Annotated in this window: 14 protein-coding genes, 1 tRNA gene, 3 pseudogenes and 1 other annotated feature; of the genes and pseudogenes, 9 read left to right on the top strand and 9 right to left on the bottom strand. The window is 60.1% G+C overall.

The annotated features are described in order from the left end of the window. Positions 1–48 precede the first annotated feature (48 nt). The 4 genes and pseudogenes from ACZ5YV_RS09015 to ACZ5YV_RS09030 all read left to right on the top strand — a co-directional run. Positions 49–896: pseudogene (locus ACZ5YV_RS09015) on the top strand (IS3 family transposase); the annotation flags it as partial. After that, positions 328–444 (top strand) — a sequence feature (AL1L pseudoknot). Its footprint overlaps the pseudogene before it by 117 nt. A gap of 63 nt (positions 897–959) precedes the next feature. Next, positions 960–1,870 (top strand): annotated as a pseudogene (locus tag ACZ5YV_RS09020) (IS3 family transposase); the annotation flags it as partial. 49 nt (positions 1,871–1,919) lie between these two features. Continuing rightward, positions 1,920–2,980, top strand: a protein-coding gene (locus ACZ5YV_RS09025) for an IS630 family transposase (protein ID WP_464787329.1) whose coding sequence is annotated in 2 segments (ribosomal slippage) — positions 1,920–2,450 and positions 2,453–2,980 — 1,059 coding nt in all. Because the reading frame shifts where the segments join, the coding sequence is not laid out codon by codon here. 37 nt (positions 2,981–3,017) lie between these two features. Beyond that, a pseudogene (locus tag ACZ5YV_RS09030) lies at positions 3,018–3,215 on the top strand (integrase core domain-containing protein); the annotation flags it as partial. A gap of 142 nt (positions 3,216–3,357) precedes the next feature. Here the strand turns inward: ACZ5YV_RS09030 and ACZ5YV_RS09035 are convergent. The 8 genes from ACZ5YV_RS09035 to ACZ5YV_RS09070 all read right to left on the bottom strand — a co-directional run bounded on the left by ACZ5YV_RS09035 (position 3,358) and on the right by ACZ5YV_RS09070 (position 11,706). Further along, positions 3,358–3,867 carry a MarR family winged helix-turn-helix transcriptional regulator gene (locus tag ACZ5YV_RS09035; protein ID WP_464787330.1) on the bottom strand — a complete coding sequence of 170 codons (510 nt, stop codon included), beginning with the start codon at positions 3,865–3,867 and terminating at the stop codon, positions 3,358–3,360. Between the two features lie 368 nt (positions 3,868–4,235). Continuing rightward, entirely contained in the window at positions 4,236–6,692 is a 2,457-nt protein-coding gene (locus tag ACZ5YV_RS09040; protein WP_464787331.1) for a TonB-dependent receptor, read from the bottom strand. A gap of 329 nt (positions 6,693–7,021) precedes the next feature. Beyond that, on the bottom strand, positions 7,022–8,419 hold the full coding sequence (locus ACZ5YV_RS09045) for an aromatic ring-hydroxylating oxygenase subunit alpha (protein WP_464787332.1): 1,398 nt from the start codon (positions 8,417–8,419) through the stop codon (positions 7,022–7,024). Between the two features lie 67 nt (positions 8,420–8,486). Beyond that, positions 8,487–9,278, bottom strand: a complete 792-nt coding sequence (locus tag ACZ5YV_RS09050; RefSeq protein WP_464787333.1) for a glucose 1-dehydrogenase — start codon at positions 9,276–9,278, stop codon at positions 8,487–8,489. A gap of 50 nt (positions 9,279–9,328) precedes the next feature. Next, a complete protein-coding gene (locus ACZ5YV_RS09055; RefSeq protein WP_464787334.1) occupies positions 9,329–9,868 on the bottom strand; it encodes a VOC family protein in 540 nt (179 codons plus the stop codon). Between the two features lie 536 nt (positions 9,869–10,404). Then, positions 10,405–10,599, bottom strand: a complete 195-nt coding sequence (locus ACZ5YV_RS09060; protein WP_464787335.1) for a helix-turn-helix domain-containing protein — start codon at positions 10,597–10,599, stop codon at positions 10,405–10,407. Beyond that, positions 10,596–11,012, bottom strand: coding sequence for a CopG family transcriptional regulator (locus ACZ5YV_RS09065; RefSeq protein ID WP_464787336.1), 417 nt, complete (start codon positions 11,010–11,012; stop codon positions 10,596–10,598). Before ACZ5YV_RS09065 ends, ACZ5YV_RS09060 begins: the two co-directional genes overlap by 4 nt. A gap of 79 nt (positions 11,013–11,091) precedes the next feature. After that, the gene (locus ACZ5YV_RS09070) at positions 11,092–11,706 is read right to left on the bottom strand and encodes a DUF3363 domain-containing protein (protein WP_464789183.1); all 615 of its coding nucleotides are present in this window, start codon (positions 11,704–11,706) and stop codon (positions 11,092–11,094) included. 28 nt (positions 11,707–11,734) lie between these two features. Between ACZ5YV_RS09070 and ACZ5YV_RS09075 the strand changes: the two genes are divergently transcribed. From ACZ5YV_RS09075 to ACZ5YV_RS09085, 3 genes are all read left to right on the top strand, one after another. Next, a protein-coding gene (locus ACZ5YV_RS09075) for an IS5 family transposase (protein ID WP_464787337.1) occupies positions 11,735–12,503 on the top strand; the annotation gives its coding sequence in 2 pieces (ribosomal slippage) (positions 11,735–12,043 and positions 12,045–12,503; 768 coding nt in all). Positions 12,504–12,647: 144 nt separating this feature from the next. Continuing rightward, positions 12,648–13,016 carry a PH domain-containing protein gene (locus tag ACZ5YV_RS09080; RefSeq protein WP_257540705.1) on the top strand — a complete coding sequence of 123 codons (369 nt, stop codon included), beginning with the start codon at positions 12,648–12,650 and terminating at the stop codon, positions 13,014–13,016. Between the two features lie 17 nt (positions 13,017–13,033). Next, a complete protein-coding gene (locus ACZ5YV_RS09085; protein WP_460989372.1) occupies positions 13,034–13,393 on the top strand; it encodes a hypothetical protein in 360 nt (119 codons plus the stop codon). Between the two features lie 208 nt (positions 13,394–13,601). Here the strand turns inward: ACZ5YV_RS09085 and ACZ5YV_RS09090 are convergent. After that, positions 13,602–13,677: transfer RNA gene (locus tag ACZ5YV_RS09090), tRNA-Thr, on the bottom strand. Between the two features lie 187 nt (positions 13,678–13,864). Between ACZ5YV_RS09090 and ACZ5YV_RS09095 the strand changes: the two genes are divergently transcribed. Beyond that, entirely contained in the window at positions 13,865–15,139 is a 1,275-nt protein-coding gene (locus ACZ5YV_RS09095; protein ID WP_464787338.1) for a PAS domain-containing protein, read from the top strand. 175 nt (positions 15,140–15,314) lie between these two features. Continuing rightward, positions 15,315–19,985 carry an NAD-glutamate dehydrogenase gene (locus tag ACZ5YV_RS09100; protein WP_464787339.1) on the top strand — a complete coding sequence of 1,557 codons (4,671 nt, stop codon included), beginning with the start codon at positions 15,315–15,317 and terminating at the stop codon, positions 19,983–19,985. Positions 19,986–20,054 lie beyond the last annotated feature (69 nt).

A 20,054-nucleotide genomic window follows, 5' to 3' on the forward strand; every position in this document is an offset into this window, starting at 1 on the left:
CGCCCCGGCTTTTCAGGAGGCTCCAACTTGTGAGAAGGAGCATCCGTGATGAGCAAGACGACAAACAAATTTTCTCCTGAAGTCCGCGCGCGCGGTCCGTATGGTCGCGGAGCAGCGAGCTGAATATGGCTCGGAATGGGAAGTGATGAAGTCGATCGCTGCGAAGATCGGCTGCTCGCTGGAGATGCTGCGCCGCTGGTGCCGCGAGGAGGCGAGCCGACGAGCGGGATCAGCGGCGCTGGCTGCCGATGACCGTGAGCGGCTGAGGCTGCTTGATCGCGAAGTGAAGGAACTGCGCCGCGCCAACGAGATTTTGCGCAAGGCGTCAGCGTATTTTGCGATGGCGGAGCACGACCACCCCGGGAGATGATGATGGCGTTCATCGACGCCCATCGCTAGGATTTGGGGATCGAGCCGATCTGCCGCGAACTGGCGATCGCCCCTTCCTCCTACCATGAACATGCTGCTCGCCGTGCCGATCCCGGGAGGCGTCCGGCACGTGCCCGGCGCGATGAGGAGATCAGGGACAGATCAAGCGTGTCCATGAGGCCAGCTTTGGCCTCTATGGCGCACGCAAGGTCTGGCACCAGATGCGGCGTGACGGCATCACGGTGGCGAAATGCACGGTGGAACGATTGATGCGCGCCATGGGACTGGCGGGCTTCCGGTGTGGAAAGAAGACAGTCACCACTGTCAGCAACCCGAAGGCGCCGTGTCCGCTGGACAAGGTCAATCGGGAGTTTCGCGTCAGCCGACCCAACGCTCTGTGGGTTGTCGATTTCACCTACGTGCATACTTGGGCGGGCTTCGTCTACGTCGCCTTTGTGATTGACGCTTTTGCTCGACGGATTGTGGGGTGGAAGGTCAGCACTTCAGCCACTGCAGGATTCGTTCTGTGAGATGGTGCTGGAAATTTGGACAGGGTGTTAAGCTACTCCCGACCTGAGGAATGGACGGGAATGAAGACGACAAGGAAGCGGTATTCGGCTGAGTTCAAGGCGAAGGTGGCGCTGGAAGCGATCGGTGGTGATCTGACGTTGGCGGAGCTGGCAGCCAAGTATGGCATCCACCACACGATGATCGCGAGCTGGAAGAAGCAGGCGGTCGAGGGGATGTCGGCGACATTTTCCGGGGCGAGCGAGGCGGTGAAGGCGTCCAGCGAGGCGGACCTCGACAAGCTGCACGCGAAGATCGGCCAGCTTGTCGTGGAACGCGATTTTTTTGCCAAAGCCTTCGGTCGATGAGCGTGGATCGGAGGCGATCGATGATCGAGCCTGCTCACGATCGGTTGTCGATCTCGGCGCAGTGCCGACTGCTGTCGATCAGCCGGTCATCCTATTATTACGCGCGGGTGCCGTAGACCGAGGAGACGCTGGCGCTGATGCGCGTGATCGACGCGGCGTTCCTCGACATGCCCTGGTATGGCAGCCGCCAGATGGTCCGGCACCTACGCCGTCTGGGTCATGATGTCGGCCGCCGTCGTGTGCGGCGGCTGATGGGCAAGATGGGCCTGTCGCCGATTTACCAGCGGCCACGAACCAGCGATCCGCACCCGCAGCATCGGGTCTATCCCTATTTGCTGCGCAAGCTGGTGATCGAGCGCCCCAACCACGTCTGGTGTGCGGACATCACCTACATCCCGATGCGGCGGGGCTGCCTGTACCTGGTGGCGATCATGGACTGGGCGACCAGGAAGGTGCTGGCGTGGAAGTTGTCCAATACGATGGATGCCGGCTTCTGCGTTGAGGCATTGAAGGAAGCGCTGACGCGCTTCGGGAAACCCGAAATCTTCAACACAGACCAGGGCAGCCAGTTCACCAGCTTCGACTTATACCAAGGCGCGCTGAGGCTGACTCACGTACGGGATTCCCAAGCTGCTAAAATTCTGATTCGATGTTGCAAGCACGAGGAGGCTTGTGATGGCAGCAGCGGTTGGTGTTCGCTCTGACTACACATCGGCGGATTTGCGTGGGGCGGCGCGGCGAAGTGGAGACGCGGATCAAGTCCGTCGCCTCCTCGCCATTGCGGTGATCCTGGACGGCGGAAGCCGAAGCGAAGCGGCGAAGTTTGCCGGCGTGACGCTACAAATCGTGCGCGACTGGGTTATGCGGTTCAACGAGGGCGGCCCTGATGGCTTGGCCACGCGCAAGGCGCGGGGCCGGTCCTCTATCCTGAACGAGGAGCAGCGCAGCCGGCTAGCGGCGGTGGTCGAGGCGGGACCGATCCCTGCGGCGCACGGTGTAGTGCGCTGGCGGCTTGTCGATCTGGCGCGGTGGATCAGGGAAGAGTTCGCGCTCTCTGTCACGCGCCACACACTCGGACGCGAGTTGCGTGCAATGGGCTACCGCAAGCTCTCGGCGCGCCCGCGCCATCGTGGTCAGAAGCCTGACGACATTGCCGATTTTAAAAAAGCTTTGCCTCCCGTCTGGCGCAGATCAGGCGGAAGCTCCCGAGAGGAACGCCGGTAGAGCTGTGGTGGCAGGACGAGGCCCGCGTCGGTCAGCAGACTAAACTCACCCGACGCTGGGCCAGGCGCGGCACTCGACCCTCGGCACCCAAGGATCAGCGGCGGTCCTCTGCATGGTTGTTCGGCGCGATCTGTCCCGCTGAAGGCAAGGCCGCTGGCGTCGTCATGCCCAGATGCAACAGCCAGGCAATGAGCATGCATCTCCAGGAGATCGCCTTCCACATAGCACCGGGTGCACATGCCGTCCTGCTGCTCGATCAGGCCGGATGGCACGGATCAGCTGAGTTGATCGTGCCTCGCAACATCACGCTGATGCCGCTGCCGCCCCGGTGCCCCGAACTCAACCCAGTCGAGAACGTTTGGCAGTTCATGCGCGACAACTGGCTGTCGAACCGCATCTTCAAATCTTATGACGACATAGTCGAACACTGCTGCTTCGCCTGGAACCAGCTCGTCGAGCAGCCTTGGCGCATCATGTCCCTCGGCCTACGCTCATGGGCTCATGGGTTCTGATCAATGCGCCTCGGTATTAATCGCCGTGCTGAAGAACGCCGCGATCAGGATCAGCATGGACGGGCGGGGCCGCTGGATGGACAACGTCTTCATCGAGCGGCTGTGATGGTCACTCAAATATGAGTGCGTCTACCTGCACGCCTTCGAGACCGGCTCCGAACTGCGCGCTGGCCTCGGCAGGTGGATCACCTATTACAACACGCAGCGACCGCACTCGGGCCTGGCCGGGCGAACCCTGTGGAGGCCTATCGGCGGATCGGCGCTTCATTATCGGGGGGATGCCCCCCGAGATAATGATCACCAAAATGGCGGCCTAACGAAACCCGGGATGAGCTTAACTTCGCCGCCAAACTGTCCAAAAAGGCGGGACCACCTCACTACCGCTGGCCAACACGAAAGTGTTCAGCAAGTTCCGCTAAACTCTTTCGCAATGCTTCTTCCCTCTCAGCACCCAAAACTGACCGGATTTCGTCATTGAGGACATCACCTTCGGCACGTAGCGGCGCACACACTTCGCGGCCTTTGGCTGTAAGCCTCACGCGCACCTGCCGCGCGTCAACCTCAAAAATGCTTCGTTCAACGAGACCTCGCTGCTCCAACCGCTTGAGCGTTTGTGCTACTGTCGCATGCGCTATCGAGAGCCGTTTGGTCAGTTCGGAATGCGAAAGAGGCTCTTCCTGATACAGTTCAAGGAGAAGGAAGGCCGCAGCCTGACTCACATCGGCTTCGGCGGTCCTGACAGCATAAAGATGAGACTGGAGGCGAGCCACCATCGTAATGAGATAAGGTGTGGTGAGCTTGGCGTCGAATTCCGAGGGCGCGACCCGCTTCTGGTCAAATCCTGTCCGCACCGGGGGCCGCTCGCGATATCTGGGTGATTGCTTCATCCGCTGTCCTTATGGGAGAGTCGTCATAAAGCCACATAAAAAATTGCACTTGTCATCCCGGAACAACAACGAGAGCCTGCTCGCGGCTCTCCCATCTAAAGCCGGTGAGACACAAGCCTCTGGCCTCATTCCCGAGTCATCGATGTGATCTACATCGCTACTCAGATTACCTTCCCCGCGCGTCGCAAAGGCCGTCGAGCGACCGACTTCCTTTAGATGAGAAGCGGCAGAGTCAGACACGTCCCACGAAGGTAGCGTTAAGTCGAATCAGTGCCATGGTTCGACCGGCTTGTCCCTTCGCTCGCAGGATATTACAGGATGAAGGCGGCCGACACTGTCGACCGCCGCCATCACCATATGTCTGAAGTTCAGAACTTGAATATCAGCTCAGCACCATAGGTGCGCGGTGCGCCCGGAGCACTCGAAAAGGCTGACCCCGAGGCTATGGCATAATAGTTGATGTTGAACTTTTCACCCGTGACGTTCTTCATCCAGAAGCGGAGGGTCAGCTGCTCCGCGGCGCCTGGCGTGAAGGAAACAGAGCCATCCAGGAGGAGGTGCGAGGGTTCCTGTATGACGTTGTCGGCATCCCAACTGAATTTATCCGACCAGTTTGCATTCACGTCCAGAGTGATCTTGCTGTCGTCGGCGAGGTTGTGATCGTAACTGAACCCGCCACTAAATTTCCATTTTGATGCGTAGGGCATGTAATTGCCGGAAGCATCCACAACGATGGTGTTTAGATTACCCGGAGCAAGCGGCAGGTTAGGAGTGAGCGCCTGACAGGTGACCGCATCCACCTGAGGGTTAGGGCAATAGGAAGGAGCGTCCGGGAAGTCCCGGAACTTGGCGATCAAATATGTACCAGCCAATCGAAGCGTCAGGCCTTCGGCCGCGACGGCGGTCAGGTCCAACTCGGCACCCTTAGTCCGCGCGGAACCGGCATTTTTGAGAAAAACCAAACCATTTCTCTGCGCCTGCACCTGGGGATTGCTAATGTCGTTCCAGAACAGGGCACCGTTGAGGCGAATACGACGGTCAGCCAGTTCCGTCTTGAACCCGATTTCATAGGCATCGACCATTTCAGGCGATAACGGCTCCGCCTGGTCCAGCGGCAGCGTGTTGAACGTGCCAGCTTTGTAGCCACGGCTGTAGTTGGCATAAACCATTATATCGTCGTTGAACTTATGATCAATCGAAGCCTTCCACGTCCACTTCTTGAACGTTTTGCGCGCAACACCGCCCCCCGGCACATTATTCACTGGCATCTGGGCGCCAGACACAATGGCATTAGCTGTCGCTGCGTCGAAGACGGTTCCGGCCGGTGCACCGAATGCACCCGCGACCGCAGGGACATTCTGAAGCAGGTACGGCAGCTCCGGAATGAACAGTGTCGTGGTTGTCCCAAGGCCAGCAACCTTGTCGATCGTGTAACGCAGGCCGCTCGTCACATTGGTGTTATCGGTGATGGGATAGGTCAGCTGGCCAAAGGCTGCATAGGATTTGACGTTCTGCTCGCCCCGGATGTTGATTGAATCTACCAGCAGTGCCTGTAAACCCGGCCCGTAAATCGTAGTCGGGTCGAAACCGCCATCCGCGTTCAGATAGTAGAGGCCGGCGATCCAGTTGACGGGCGAACCCGCCTTGGACTTGAGCTGAAACTCCTGGGAGAACTGATTGTCTACAATATTTAGATTGTAACGTGCCCAGTCGTAGGGCGAGAAATTTCCCGCAGAGGCGTAAAGCTCGTCATTCTTACGATAGGCAGTGATACTGACAATATCGGCGAACCCTAGTTCAAAGTCGAGACGGCCGGAGAAGCCATAGCCTTCCGACTTGTCGTACATCTTTTGTGTGGCGCCCAAAGCGACATCATAGAAGCCGAGCGGCGGCAGTTCCTGCGACGGGACCGGAAAGTTGCCCGAATTGCCAAAACCAGCATGCACCGGGTCAGGTGACCCGCCCACCGTCCCAGGAAAAGGACGTGCGTAGATGCCGATCTGGTTCCAGCTATTCTGATAATAGCCAATCAACTTGACAGAAAGGCTATCGACAGGTTCCCACAGGACCTTTCCGCGTGCACTGAAGCTGCGGCCTTTCCAATAATCGTCATTGCTCGGCAAATGTCCGAGAGACGTATTGAACGGATCCGCAAGGCTCCGATTTTTACCCCAGCCTTTATCCTGATTGTGATAGCTGGCGGAAATATTAGCTGCCAGATTTTCCGTGATCGGCAGGTTTAAATAAAATTTCGCATCCATGGTCTGATAGTTGGCATAACCCAGACGCGCCTCAAGCTCAGCATTTTGACTCGGGTCCTTCGTATAAATAGAGATCACGCCACCCGATGCGTTGCGCCCGAACAGTGTTCCCTGCGGCCCTTTGAGAACCTCGACGCGTTCCACGCTGGCGAGGTCGAAAAAAGGCGCCGCAGCGCGGATAAAGTAGACGTCGTCGATATAGACCGGCACACTTGCTTCGTTGCCGGCTGTAGTGACAGGGTTGCCAATTCCTCGAATGAAGGTGGTTACGGTGCCTGCAGCCTGGCCAATTTGCAAAGCGGGATCGATGCGATTAAGTTCTTGGACGGTAGCGATGCCAACGGAAGCGAGTTGATCACCTGAAACCGCAGTCACAGAGAGCGGCGTATCCTGAACATTCTGAGCCCGCTTTTGTGCGGTGACGACAATGTCCTGAAGCTGATTTTCCTGAGCGTGAGCCATAGCGCAAAACATAGTCGTACCACCGATGGCCGCGCAGGAAAGAAGCTGAACCAAGCGCGATTTTCGACTCGAATGGACTAAAAAGTTGGACGTCTTGAACATTTGAATCCTCCCCGTTTCAATAGAGACCATCACTTCGATACGGCCCTGAATATTTCCTTGAGGTCATTAACGATTGAAATAAACTATGAGACTAACGCAATATGGCGCGTGAGGTATTTTCGCTCCATCGTCCAAAACTACCGACGACATCGTCTACCATTGCCGCTTCGCCTCGCAGAAATTCATCGACCAGCAATTGTGTACCGTCTCACTAGACGCGCCAATGGGCGCATGGGTTTTGACCAATATATGTTGATATCAACGATGGAGAGATGGGTAGCACACTTCCACAATCTCATGGTTGCGTAGCGCGCTTTGGCTCCAGCTACTTAAGGCAGGGGTCCCCGATCCAAATACTCCATCAAAGTTTTATGGAGGAAGCGAATGCGGACCTCCTGATAACGGCTTAACATCACGTCCTTCACCCCACCTGCCTTGAGACCTTGCTGTTGCAACGCCAGATTTTGACAGTCCTGATCGTAGATCAATCCGTGCCACGGCTGAAAAGCGCCGCTGTCCGCATAAGTATCGTCAGGGCCAAGGTCGATCTGATTGACCTCTGGAAAATCGGACCCGTCTTGCGGCTTTGGCCGGAAGATCATGAAATCGAAGCGGGTCCGATCCGGACTATTGTCGATCGGTATGAACCGATAGGCGAATGGATAAGGCAATCCCTTGAATAGGAGGAAGTTGGGGAACAGCGAATATTGGATGGGATCACATGCTTCTGCGTCTGTCAGATGGCTGAAGTCCTGTCCGTAGATCTTGCCCAGTTCGGTACGGTTCATGTCTGCCAAATAAGCCCGCGCAGTCTTGCCTTCCGGCAGTGGCGGGGCGTTATCGGCATCGCCAGTCACGGCGCCGAATGTTGCTTTCCATATCTCGGCTTCGGTGATCGGCTGGGGGTACTGGTCGCTTGGAATTCCCGTGGGAGCACAAAAACGACTAACATGACCATTGTCGGCCCAGACGTCATATTGCGTGCTGGCGTCGCCACCAAAAGGTAGAGCTTGCGAATGGAGTTCCGCGACATGGAATGCTTCGATAAACCCTTCCATGCAGCACTTCCAATTGGCCTCCATGACCTTGGTTACGCGGGTGGCCAAGTAGACGTCGTCCCGAGACCAGTCGGCAAATTCCTCGATCAGCGGCCCCAAATATGTTTCCAGCGATGGTGATGCAGCGTCGCGATTGACGAATACGAAACCTCCCCAGATTCCAACACGAGCTTCAGGTAGTGCAAGTTCGGAGTCTTCGACCGGATCGAAATCCCAGCGGGCAGGCAAATTCTGAAGGGAGCCGTCGAGGTTCCAAGTCATGCCATGATACGGGCAGCGTATTTTGTTTACGCTCGTATCCGATGCGCATAATTTCATGCCGCGATGCAGACATCCATTATAGAAAGCTTTGATCACGTCCGGAGCACTGCGCATGATGATCAGCGACGCACCGGGCGAATCATACAATACGCAATCACCAACTTCCCTTACTTCTTCGACACGGCAGGCGACTTGCCACGTGCGCGACCACATCCGTTCCTTTTCCAAGTCGAAGAAAGCCTGGCTGGTATAACGCTCGCGAGGGACGCGCGGCATTTCGATATGCGTGGGATGGATTTGGCGTAAGCTCGCCGGCGCCTCGATGGGGTCGCGCGCAATTACTTGCTGATATGTCGGAGCAGGGCTGTCCCGGTAATCGGGTGCGCCATTGGTATCGAAATCAGTCATGTTCAGTCTCCCATCGGGGGTGGGGTCGATTCAAGCTGGCTGTCCAGCGTAGCTTTCGCGGGCCACATCACCCCGCTGGGATCGCGCCGGTCAGCAAATAGCCACCTTCAACAGGAAGCGCGTGACCGGTGACCAATGAAGCTGCGTCCGAACTCAACCACAGAATGGCAGCGGCCAACTCGTCGGGGCGTCCGAGACGTTTTTCCAGATTGGCGACCTGTTCGATCATGGAACGCTCCGCTCCCACGAGGTCCATCTTAAACGCCAACATCGGTGTGTCAGTCACGCCAGGGCATACCGCGTTGATGCGGATCTTGCGCGACGTGTAAGCCAATGCCGCGCTTCGCGTCATGGCAAGAACAGCCGCTTTTGTACCATCGTAAACGGCACTGTCCGGCCGCGGTCGAAGTGCATTCATCGAGGCGACATTCACGATCGAGCCACCACCCTGATCGAGCATTTTGTCGATCTGGCGTTTCATGCACAAAAATACGCCCATGAAGTTGATCTCGACAACGCGGCGGGCCTGCTCATCTTGCACATCAGCAAGCCCGGTATCCTCCAGTTCCACTGCCGCGTTATTGCAGGCGAAATCGAGACGTCCGTAGGTGGCAATGCAGGTGTCGATCAATGAATCGACGTCATCGGATGACGTCACATTGAAGCGAACGAAAATGGCCCTGCCACCAGCCGCCGTGATGGCGTGTGTCGTTTCCTCACCACCTTCCGCCTGGATATCAGTGACAACCACATTCGCACCAGAAGAAGCGTAAGCGATTGCCGTCGCCCGACCGATACCACCGGCTGCTCCTGTGACCAACGCTGTCTTGCCCGCGAAATTATAGGTCAAATCGGCCATCTGCCCAAAATCCTTGTATTTTGCAGTCGGCAACTAGCCTCCGACTGCTGCTATATGAGGGAGAAATCGCGTACCGGATCGGTGCCGTCGAAATTCACGGATGCGCTCTTGACCCGGTGATAAACCGACAGGAGCGGTATCGAGGGTTCGTACAACTCGACGAAGTGGCCGAATTGTTTGGTCGCATCCATCATCGCAAATCCGGACCCCGGCTGGACTTCGCCGTAAAAGCCCTCTGGAAATCCTGCGGACTCGAATTCCTTCATGGCCGCGGGTAGGTCGTCGACGATCAGCGCGATGTGATGGAAACCGGTCCCGCCATTCGGGAAAAGATCTGAAAAGACCGAGGGTTCGGGACTGTGGACCTGAACCATTTCGATCATGACGTCACCCCATTGTCCGTAGGCGGAGGAATGATCGAAAACGCCCGGCTTGCCGCGATAGCGCGCCAGGCTCATGGGAATATGCTCCATGACGAAGTAAGGGCCTGAACCGAAAGCCTCCGCATGCTGACGGGCGGCTTCGCGCACGTCGGGCACATAAAATGCGACCTGCCGGATCGGATAGCGCATGAATGTCTTAGTGGACATGCGGGATACTCCTGGAAGCACGATCAGGCAGGGAGGGGGCGATCACTTGGCCGATAATCCGACCGGCGGCGGCGCCAAGCACGACGGCCACTTTTCCATCAAGCCACATCTATATCCTCTCCTTATTGTTAGCATGCATCCTAACGCGGCAAAAGCTCGCCCGTCAATATATTTAGGCGACATAATATTGACCTGACTGATCACCTCGTGGTGCTGATCAATCTGTGGCCATTAGGATGGTGCTGGCCAAACGACACAGGTGCCGAGCGGTCCGATACAGCCAAAGTCAAGTCAGGAGGATTTGCAGCAGTTCCGGGCACCGAGCAGGCTCGTTGACGCGTCCCCAAGTCCGCTGGTGACAGACTTCGTCCCGCCGGACGCCGCCCTGCGGCTGCTGGAGCTCGGCGCGAACATCGGACAGGCGAGCGCAGCATCGTTTAACCTGTAGAGAGCTACAGAATGTGCCAACCCCAGTCGTAATTTTAATGTCCGCTCCTAAGCGCAGGGAGATCGCAGTGAACGCCGAAAAATGGCGCTCACCGGCTATCCTTTTGACTGCGAAGAAACGCTTCAAGCGACGCAACCGACACAAGCGTCATGCTACCCACCTTGATGGTCTCGATCGCGCCCTGGGCAATGAGCAGGTAGAGCTTAGACCGCCCGATCCCCGTCATGCGGCAGGCATCCTTGATCCGGACCGTGATGGGGGCGGGCGATGGATCAAGGCTCATGCCTGTTCCTCCTGTTTCGCGAGGGCTGTCGCTTCACCGCTGTCGGCTCGCACTAGCCGGCGCTCGACCAGTTCCATGAACCTGAGATAGCGGGTCTTGCCCAGCCGGGCGGTGTCGCTGTCGAACGCGTGCTGATGGGCCACGAGCGTCAACTGATGGAGAATGAAGACACCCAGCATCTCGGTCAGCACGTCGCCCTTGCGCTCAAGCCGCTCGGCGGTCCGGTTCTGGCGGTCGAGCCGCGGACCGAAGCGCTTGTCCAGTTCCTGCGCGCCCTTGCGGTCGAGCCAGGCGTTGAGCGCGTCGGTCAGGATCTGTGTCTTCGACGTGCCCGGGCTGGCGGTCAGTGCGTCCAGCTTCGCCGACAGGTCATCGGGCAGGTAGAATTGATGGCGGGTCTTGAAGGTTTTCATGACCCGCAGGATCGACCATGCCGCGCCCGGACGACAGTGCCTCCATGGTGCCGCTGGATGCCTGTCCGAGGGCAGCCGGTCAGCCCATGCCTAGCCCCCTGTTCCTGCCGCCAATGGTCCAGCTGATCGGACCGTCGCGCTTGATTCCCGATACAGGCTTGCCGACGGTGCGCTCGAGCACCGGCCGCCAGGGCACCAGGCTGAACTCATGCGCCTTCTCGATCATGGCATAGCGCTGGTCCCCGACCATGACGGCCCGGCGGTAGACCCCTTCGACCATCTCGCCGCGCCGCGGCATGACATGCCTCAGGCCCGTTTCCTGTTCGATCTGCTGGCTGGTTCGGCTGAGCTCGCGCTGCTGGAGGACGACCAGCACGTCGCGGCGGAGGCGGACAGTCTGCCCCTCCTGTTCTGCCAGCCCCTGCTCGACGAGCCATGCCTGGCGCTGAGCCAGGCCCTTCCTGACGTCCGCCCCGAACCCGTCGGCAAGCTGCTGGGGCTGGTGGCTGGCGATCTCGCGGTCCAGCCATGTCGCGCCATCATGGTGGGGGAGCTGTTCGAGTGGCCTGACGGAGAGCGTCTCGATGCGGACCGGCAGGCGTCGACTCTTATCCCGTTCATAGCGTTCGGCATCTGCCAGATGGTCTAGGTTACATACCCATAAACGGGATTTCCAACGGGCGTGATTTCTGATTCAGTTTCCCGATGAAGGGAGACTGGCTTTGGCGCGTTTTGATCTGACGGATTTCGAGTGGTCGGTGATCGAGCCGCTGCTTCCGACCAAGGTTCGCGGAGTGGCGCGGGTCGATGATCGGCGGGTACTGAACGGGATATTCTGGCGGTTGCGCACGGGTGCGCCCTGGGCGGACATTCCGGCACGCTATGGTCCGCACACGACCTGCGTGAACCGCTTCAACCGCTGGCGCAAGGCAGGTCATTGGGCGCGCATATTGCAAGCGGTGTCAGCAGCTTACGAAGGGGATATCCAGATGATCGACTCCTCGTCGATCCGTGTCCACCAGCACGCTGCCAACGCCCAAAAAAAATGGCCGATCCCGTTGCATGGGTCGCTCGCGCGGCGGCCTGACCACCAAAATCCATGCACTGGTCGATGCGCTTGGCCTCCCCATCGGGCTAAAGCTGACCGAAGGACAGGCCCATGACGGACGATCGGCCGACGATATGCTTGATGGTCTTGGCAAAGGCTGCGTCCTGCTGGCCGACCGTGCCTACGATAGCGACGCCATGCGCAATGCCTTGGCGGCGCGCGGTGCATGGGCCTGCGTCAAGCCAATGCCAAACCGAAAACGCATCCCGGCCTTCAGCCCGTTCCTCTATCGCTACCGCAATCTCGTCGAACGCTTCTTCAACAAACTCAAGCATTTCCGAGCCATCGCCACCCGGTACGACAAGCGAGACGACAATTTCCTCGCCTCCGTCCAACTCGCCTCAATCAGGATTTGGTTGCGGCATAATGAGTCGGTGACCTAGAGCAGCTTCGCAATAGGCGTTTGATTCCGCCTGTTCATATAAGATGGGGAAATTGCCGCGCGATGGTTGCCCCACCGGAACAAAATCATCTTGCTCTGTGCCAAAAGCTGGACAATTAATCCCGTCTAGATTCAGGGGGATGGGATGATTGATTTTAAGAGCGGCGCGCTTTTCAAGTTGAAGGCGAATGAAGAATATCGCCACACTGTAGATAGGCTTTTGGTTCAGGGCGAAACGGTCGTCGGTTCGTTCAAAGGGATCCGTGATGGCGTCGTTTTCACCGACAAGCGCATTATCGCCGTCAATGTGCAGGGCATAACCGGAAAGAAGCGGGATTTTTCTTCTCTTCCCTACAGCAAGGTTGTCGCCTTCTCCGTCGAAACAGCAGGCACCTTCGACCTCGATGCCGAACTGGAACTTTGGTTTTCCGGCCTTGGTAAGGTGAAGTTCGAATTCACTGGTCAGACCGACATTGCCGAGATCTCTCGCTTGATCGCTGGCTACGTTCTTTGACTGTCAGGGATGCAATAATGAAGAAGGCTTTTATCGTTGTAGCGGCCATCGCGGTTGCCAGCGCCGGAACTGGCAGCGCGCATGAAATCACGGAAACGATGGCAACCCCCGTCCGCGCCACTCTTTCAAGCGCGAAACGGCCCATCGACCTGGAGTTTTGCGTTGCAGACGCCATTACCCAAATCGGTGGCGCGGTGCCTGTCGCCATCCGTGACGGGGACAACAAAGTCCAGATGCTGGGCTATGGCCACACGCCCAAAATCATCGTGTCCTTGATCGGCTCGGATCGGGGGACCACCATCGAATTGCGCACGAAAAGCGGCGATATGGATGACAAGATGGTCAAACATCTGAAAGACGCTTGCCAGATTTCTTGACAGGCAGGCCGCCCGCTGTTCGGCCTTGGGTCGGAGATGAGATGCCCCAGCAGCAATGACCGGCATCGCGACAATCCCATTTCCGCCCCACGCTTCACCCATTGGACACTTCCGGGATCAAGCCAAAAGCACATAAACAAGCCAACCTCTCAGCCATCAGCCGAAAGGCACTTTCGCTAGGATTTTCAGGAAGTTCCTACGGAAGGACTGGTGCCGCTTACGTGACTCGAACACGTGACCCCATCATTACGAATGATGTGCTCTACCAACTGAGCTAAAGCGGCGCTGGGTGGGCCAGATAACAGCGGTTGGTGCGCAGGACAAGCGGGCAATGCATCTTCGTGCACCATCTCTTCCGGGGCATGGGGCAAGGGCGTTGCGTCAGGCGCCCCGCTTCTTCACGGCATGTTTACCATCCCATGGCAGTGTCGAGTCTCAGGAAAGCTTTTCTTCTGGATTAGGACCGACCGGATGGACACTCTGCGGGGGCAGGAAATCTCCAATGAACAGGATGATTTCGACTATGCCGATCACGACGCGATGGAGCCGCCGTCCAGCGTAGGCTCCGACGAGCGACGCATGCAGGTGCGCGCCTATAATTACTGGGCATCCCTGCTGGGCGACCGCACGCTTCCGTCGATCGAGGACTTGTCACCCGATCATCTGGAGGATTTCGGCCCCAACAGCGTCCTTCTGGATTTCAGCACCGGGCTCGACAATCCGGCGGTCGTGTATCTCGGCACCGCGCTGCGCCGTGAGTGCGACGTCACCGGCGCCATCCAGTTCATCAACGATGTCCCGTCCCGCTCGCTGCTGTCGCGCCTGACGGATCATTATCTACAGATCATCGCCAACGCCGCGCCGATCGGTTTCGAAGCGGGCTTCCTCAACCAACGCGGGTCGGAAATCCTCTATCGCGGCATCCTCATGCCCTTCTCCTCCGATGGCGAGACGATCGATTTCGTGTTCGGCGTCATCAGCTGGAAGGAACTGGCGAGCCAAGCCGTCGCCGACGAGCTGGGCCGTGAAGTCGATGCCGCCCTTCGCAGCAGCGCCGCTCCGCATGCGGTCGCACCGATCTGGGCTGATGGTCCCGCGGCGGGCGAAGATGACGACACGCTCGACCTCTCCGGCATGGAAAGCCCGGCCGAGGACGCCCCGCTTGCCGACTGGCTCGCCCTCGCCCGCGACGGCGCGGAGCAGGCCCGCACCAGCGAAGCCCGCACTCACGGCGCCCTCTACCACGCGATCGGCCTCGCCTACGACTTCGCCCTGATGAGCGAGGCGTCACCGGAAGATTATGCCGAGATGCTGGCCGACGCCGGCATCAAGCCCCAGGCGCGCAGCCCCCTCACCGCCGTGGTGAAGCTGGTCTTCGGCTCCACCTATGACAAGACGCGCATCACCGAATATGCGACCGCGCTGGAACATGCGAAGAGCGCGGGGCTCGGCCTCGGCGCGCTTGGCGACTATCTTGGCGAATATCCCGGCGGCCTCAAGGCGCTGATCCGCGACGAGCGCGCCCAGCGCCGCTCGCTCCTGCCCCCTCGCCCCGACTCCGGCCAGACCGCGCGCGCCGCGATGAAGGCCGCCGCGCCCATTGATCCCTTTGCCATTCCCACCGACCAGGACGGCCTCGCCATCGTCATCGCCCGGCGGGAAGCGGACGGCACTCTGGCGATAGTCGGCGCCCTTCCCGATGGATCGGACCTTGGTCAGCGGGTGATCGTCGCAGCCGCCGCCTAAGCGAACGACAACGCTCATTTTATTTCGACGGCCAGTAACTTTATTCCATTTCTCCAATTGAGCCTCCCCCGGCGCTAGCGCATAACAAGGCGAGCCGGGGAGTCGTGTGGCAACGTTCCAACGTCGTCTCCGTTCAGGCAAAGCGGCATACAGCCGCAGCGGGAAGAGGTTACGCATGACGGCATTGTCCGAGCCGAAGACCGGCCGAGTAAACGCATCGATCCGCAAGGCGCTTGAGGCAGCGCTGGAAAGGGGCGCACTACCGGGGGAAAGCGAGGATTTCGATCATGAGGCAGCGGCCGCCGCAGCCGCCTTCCTCGGCCGCACCGCCGACGTCCGCAAATCGGGCCAGCTTGCCATTTCCATCGAAACGCTCGGCGAAGGCGCGACCGGCCGCTACATGCGGATCGCCATCGTCAATGACGACATGCCCTTCCTGGTGGATTCGATCGCCAATGCGCTGGCGTCGCATGACGTCACCATCTACCGCCTGCTCCACCCGGTCCTATCGATCGACCGCAGCGATGGGGGCAAGCTGACCGCCATTCTGGACGACGAAGCTCCCGGCGCCCGCCGCGAATCGATGATCTATATCGAGGCGGATCGCGCCGATGCGAAGGGTCGCCGCGCGCTGGAAAAATCGCTGCGCCAGACGCTCACCGATGTCCGTGCCGCCGTTACCGACTGGCCGAAGATGCGCGACGCCATGAGCCGGGACGCGGACGCCATCCCCGACGGTGAAGGGGCCGCCCTCCTTCGCTGGTTCCTCGCGCGCCACTTCACGCAAACGGGCCACGAACGCCGCCTTCGCAACGGCAGGGCAGAAGGTCAGCTGGGCATCTGCACGCTGGATGACACGCCGCTCCTCGCGCCCGCCTCGCTCGAAGCGGCCTTCACCTGGTTTGAAGAGGGCAAGCGCAACCCGCTCATCATCAAATCGAACAAGCTCTCCCGCGTCCATCGCGCCGTCCTGCTCGACCTCATCATCGTGCCGGTGCGGGAGGGGAAAAAGCTGGTCGCCCTCTCGATCCACGCGGGCATGTGGACCAGCGCGGCGCTGTCGGCCAGTCCAGACAAGGTGCCGCTGCTTCGTTCCGCCCTTTCCGCGCTGATGGACAAGTTCGGCTTCGATCCCGGCGGCCATGCGGGCAAAGTGCTCGTTCACGCGCTCACCGCCCTGCCGCATGACATATTGATCGGTTTCGATCATGAAACGCTGGAACGGCTCGCGCTCACCTTCATGTCGCTGACCGACCGGCCGCGTCCGAAGCTGGCGCTCGGCACCAGCGCCCTCCCCCGCCATCTCTACGCCTTCGCCTGGCTGCCGCGCGACGAACTGACCACCGCCCGCCGCCTTGCCGTGCAGGACATGCTCTCGCAAGCGGCCCATGCCCCCGTGCTCAGCTGGTCGATCGCGCTTGAGGAAAGCGGCCTTGCCCTGCTGCGCATCACGCTCGACCTGCGTGATGGCGGCGTGGTGCCTGACGAGGTGCCACTCGACCGCAAGTTGAAGCAAATGGTGCGCGGCTGGCTTCCCGCCGTCGAAGAAGCGCTTGCCGAAACCGAAGATCCCGGCCGCGCCGCCGCGCTTGCCCAACGCTATGCGCCCGGCTTTCCCATGGCCTATCGCAACGGCGCTGGTCCGGCCGAAGCAGCGATCGACATCCGCTTGCTCCACGGCCTGGGCGGCCCCGGCGACAAATCGATCCGCATCTACCGCAATGGCGAAGACACGCCCGAACAGCTGCGTCTGAAGCTCTACAGCCACGATGTGATCGCCCTGTCCGAAGTCGTCCCGGCGTTCGAGAATTTCGGTTTCCGCGTCATCGACGAAATGACGACGGCGGTCGATGGCGGCGCACAAGGGCATGTGCAGCGCTTCGTCCTTGAACTCCCCACGGGCGGCAGTGGCGAGGCAGTCGTCGCCCGCGCCGCCATAGTGACCGAAGCGATCGCGCAGGTGCTGGAAGGCCGCGCCGAAAATGACCGGTTCAACGAACTGATCGTGACGGCAGGGCTCGCGCCCCGCGCCGTCGTGCTGTTCCGCGCGCTCTTCCGCTATCTGCGTCAGACCGGCATGGCATACGGCATGGCGACCTTCGCCGAAACACTGCGCCGCGAACAGGAGATTGCGCGCCAGCTGATCACCCTGTTCGAGGCACTGCATGACCCCGCCGCAAAGGACGGCCCGGCCCGCGCCGAACAGGCGCAGGCCGCCATCAATGCGGACCTCGAAAAGGTCAGCGCGATTGACGAGGACCGCGTACTGCGCCTGCTGCGCGCCGTCATCACGGCAACATTGCGCACCAATTTCTTCAGCAATGCCGCCGCCGAAGCGCTCGCCTTCAAACTCGACAGCGCGCAGGTCCCCGGCCTCCCCGCACCGCTCCCCTGGCGCGAAATCTGGGTCTACTCCCCCCGCGTCGAGGGCATCCACCTGCGTGCGGGGCCGATCGCACGCGGCGGCCTGCGCTGGTCCGACCGGCGCGACGATTTCCGCACCGAAATCCTCGGCCTCATGAAGGCGCAGCGGGTCAAGAATGCCGTGATCGTCCCCACCGGCGCGAAGGGCGGCTTCTATCCCAAGCAGCTTCCCAGCCCACAGGTCGATCGCGACGCATGGATGGCGGAGGGCACTGAAAGCTATCGCATCTTCATCCGCGCACTTCTGTCGGTCACCGATAATATCGTGAAGGGCAAGGTCCGCCATCCCGCGCAAACCGTCATTCACGACGGCGACGATCCCTATTTCGTGGTCGCGGCGGACAAGGGCACGGCTACCTTCAGCGACGTCGCCAACGCCATCGCGCTGGATCACGACTTCTGGCTGGGCGATGCCTTCGCCAGCGGCGGCTCGCATGGCTATGATCATAAGGCGATGGGCATCACCGCGCGCGGCGCGTGGATCAGCGTGCGGCGGCACTTTGCCGAAATGGGCGTCGATGTGCAAAACGAGCCGGTCAATGTCGTCGGCTGCGGTGACATGTCGGGCGACGTGTTCGGCAACGGCATGCTGCTGTCCAAATCGATCCGGCTGCTCGCCGCCTTCGACCACCGCCACATCTTCCTCGATCCGGACCCCGATCCCGCGAAGAGCTGGAAGGAACGCGACCGCCTGTTCCAACTGCCCCGGTCCAGCTGGGACGATTATGACAAGTCGCTGATCTCAAAAGGCGGCGGCGTCTATCCCCGCACATTGAAAAGCATCCCCCTCAGCGCTCAGGTTCAGGCGATGCTGGGCGTCACTGAAACCGAAATGGAACCGGCGGCTCTCGTCAGCGCCATCCTCAAAAGCCCTGCCGATCTTTTGTGGTTCGGCGGCATCGGCACCTATGTGAAGGCCGCTGCGCAAAGCCATGGCGATGTGGGCGATCCCGCCAATGACCGCCTGCGCGTCAATGCGGAGGATCTGCGCGTCAAGGTCGTGGGCGAAGGCGCCAATCTCGGCGTCACCCAGGCCGCGCGCATCGCCTTTTCGCTTCGCGGCGGCCGCATCAACACGGACTTCATCGACAATTCGGCGGGCGTCGATTGTTCGGACAATGAAGTGAACATCAAGATCGCGCTCAACCAGGAAATGGCGGAAGGCCGTCTGGCCTTCGACGCGCGCAACAAGCTGCTGGAAAGCATGACCGATGCCGTGGCCGACATCGTGCTGGAGGATAACCGCCTTCAGGTGCTGGGCCTGTCCATCGCCGAATCCGGTGGAACGGCGGACCTAGCCAGCTATGTCCGGCTGATCGAAACCTTCGAGGAAAGCGGGCGGCTCGACCGGCAGGTGGAAGGGCTTGCCGCCAATGACATGCTGCTGCGGCGCGGACAGGATGGCTTTGGCCTCACCCGTCCCGAACTGGCGGTCCTGCTCTCCACGGCCAAGCTCGCGCTACAGGATGCCATCGAACAGGGGCAACTTGCCCTCGACCCCAGCATGGGTCCGGAACTCGCTGCGGCCTTCCCGCCCGCCATGCAAAAGAAGGAGGCGGACGCCATTGCCGCCCACGCTCTTGCAAAGGAAATCCTCGCGACCAAGGTCGCCAACCGCATCGTCAATCGCCTCGGCCTCATCCACCCCTTCGAACTCGCCGAAGAGGAAGGCTGCTCGCTCGCCGATCTGGCCAGCGCGTTCCTGATTGCGGAGCGTCTCTATGACATCGGCACCCTCTGGGCCGACATCGACGCCGCCACCATGTCGGAAACGGCGCGCCTCGCCCTGTTCGCCGACGTCGCCAATGGCGTGCGGATACAGATTGCCGACATTTTGCGCAGCCTCCCCACCGGAGCGCTGCCCGGTGCCGGTCACGCCCTGCTTGCCAGCGGCGTCGAAAAGCTCGCGCGCGATGTCGACGACCTCCTCACCAGCGAAGCTCTGCGCCGCACCAATGCCGTCATCGACCGCTTGGCTTCGCTGGGCGCGCCAGAGAATCTCGTGCGCCGCACCGCCGGTCTGTTCAAGCTCGACGGCGCCGTCGGCATCGCCGCGCTTGCCGGGCGGCTAAAGGTCGATGAAGTCGCCCTCACCCGCGCCTTCACCCATCTCGGTGAAACGGTCGGCATCGATTGGGTGCAGTCAACCGCCGCCCGCATGGCCCCCAGCGACCCGTGGGAAAGGCTGCTCATCTCCGGCGTCGCCCGCGACATGCAGCAGGTCCGTCTCGACTTCCTGGAACAGGGCGGCAAATCCAACGGCAAGGACATCCTCGCCCATGTCGACGCATGGCTCACCGAAAAACACCCCCGCATCACCCAATTCCGCGCCCTCGTCCACCGCGCCAAGGCAGCTGCGGCACCCAATGTAGCGATGCTCGCGGAAATAGCGGGGCAAGCAAGGGGGCTATTGGGCCGGTAAATCTGAAGCCTTCGTCTCCAGGATCATCCCCTTCCCGACCCGTCATCCCAGCGAAAGCTGGGATCTCGT

It is taken from the genome of Sphingobium sp. TomTYG46, from assembly GCF_055396345.1.

What these genes read in the sequence shown, in the direction of transcription:
- ACZ5YV_RS09085 (WP_460989372.1), top strand. Translation starts at nt 13,034, where the DNA reads ATGAAGAAGGCTTTTATCGTTGTAGCGGCCATCGCGGTTGCCAGCGCC.
- ACZ5YV_RS09055 (WP_464787334.1), bottom strand. Translation starts at nt 9,868, where the DNA reads ATGTCCACTAAGACATTCATGCGCTATCCGATCCGGCAGGTCGCATTT.
- ACZ5YV_RS09045 (WP_464787332.1), bottom strand. Translation starts at nt 8,419, where the DNA reads ATGACTGATTTCGATACCAATGGCGCACCCGATTACCGGGACAGCCCT.
- ACZ5YV_RS09080 (WP_257540705.1), top strand. Translation starts at nt 12,648, where the DNA reads ATGATTGATTTTAAGAGCGGCGCGCTTTTCAAGTTGAAGGCGAATGAA.
- ACZ5YV_RS09065 (WP_464787336.1), bottom strand. Translation starts at nt 11,012, where the DNA reads ATGAAAACCTTCAAGACCCGCCATCAATTCTACCTGCCCGATGACCTG.
- ACZ5YV_RS09095 (WP_464787338.1), top strand. Translation starts at nt 13,865, where the DNA reads ATGGACACTCTGCGGGGGCAGGAAATCTCCAATGAACAGGATGATTTC.
- ACZ5YV_RS09060 (WP_464787335.1), bottom strand. Translation starts at nt 10,599, where the DNA reads ATGAGCCTTGATCCATCGCCCGCCCCCATCACGGTCCGGATCAAGGAT.
- ACZ5YV_RS09100 (WP_464787339.1), top strand. Translation starts at nt 15,315, where the DNA reads ATGACGGCATTGTCCGAGCCGAAGACCGGCCGAGTAAACGCATCGATC.
- ACZ5YV_RS09040 (WP_464787331.1), bottom strand. Translation starts at nt 6,692, where the DNA reads ATGTTCAAGACGTCCAACTTTTTAGTCCATTCGAGTCGAAAATCGCGC.
- ACZ5YV_RS09050 (WP_464787333.1), bottom strand. Translation starts at nt 9,278, where the DNA reads ATGGCCGATTTGACCTATAATTTCGCGGGCAAGACAGCGTTGGTCACA.
- ACZ5YV_RS09035 (WP_464787330.1), bottom strand. Translation starts at nt 3,867, where the DNA reads ATGAAGCAATCACCCAGATATCGCGAGCGGCCCCCGGTGCGGACAGGA.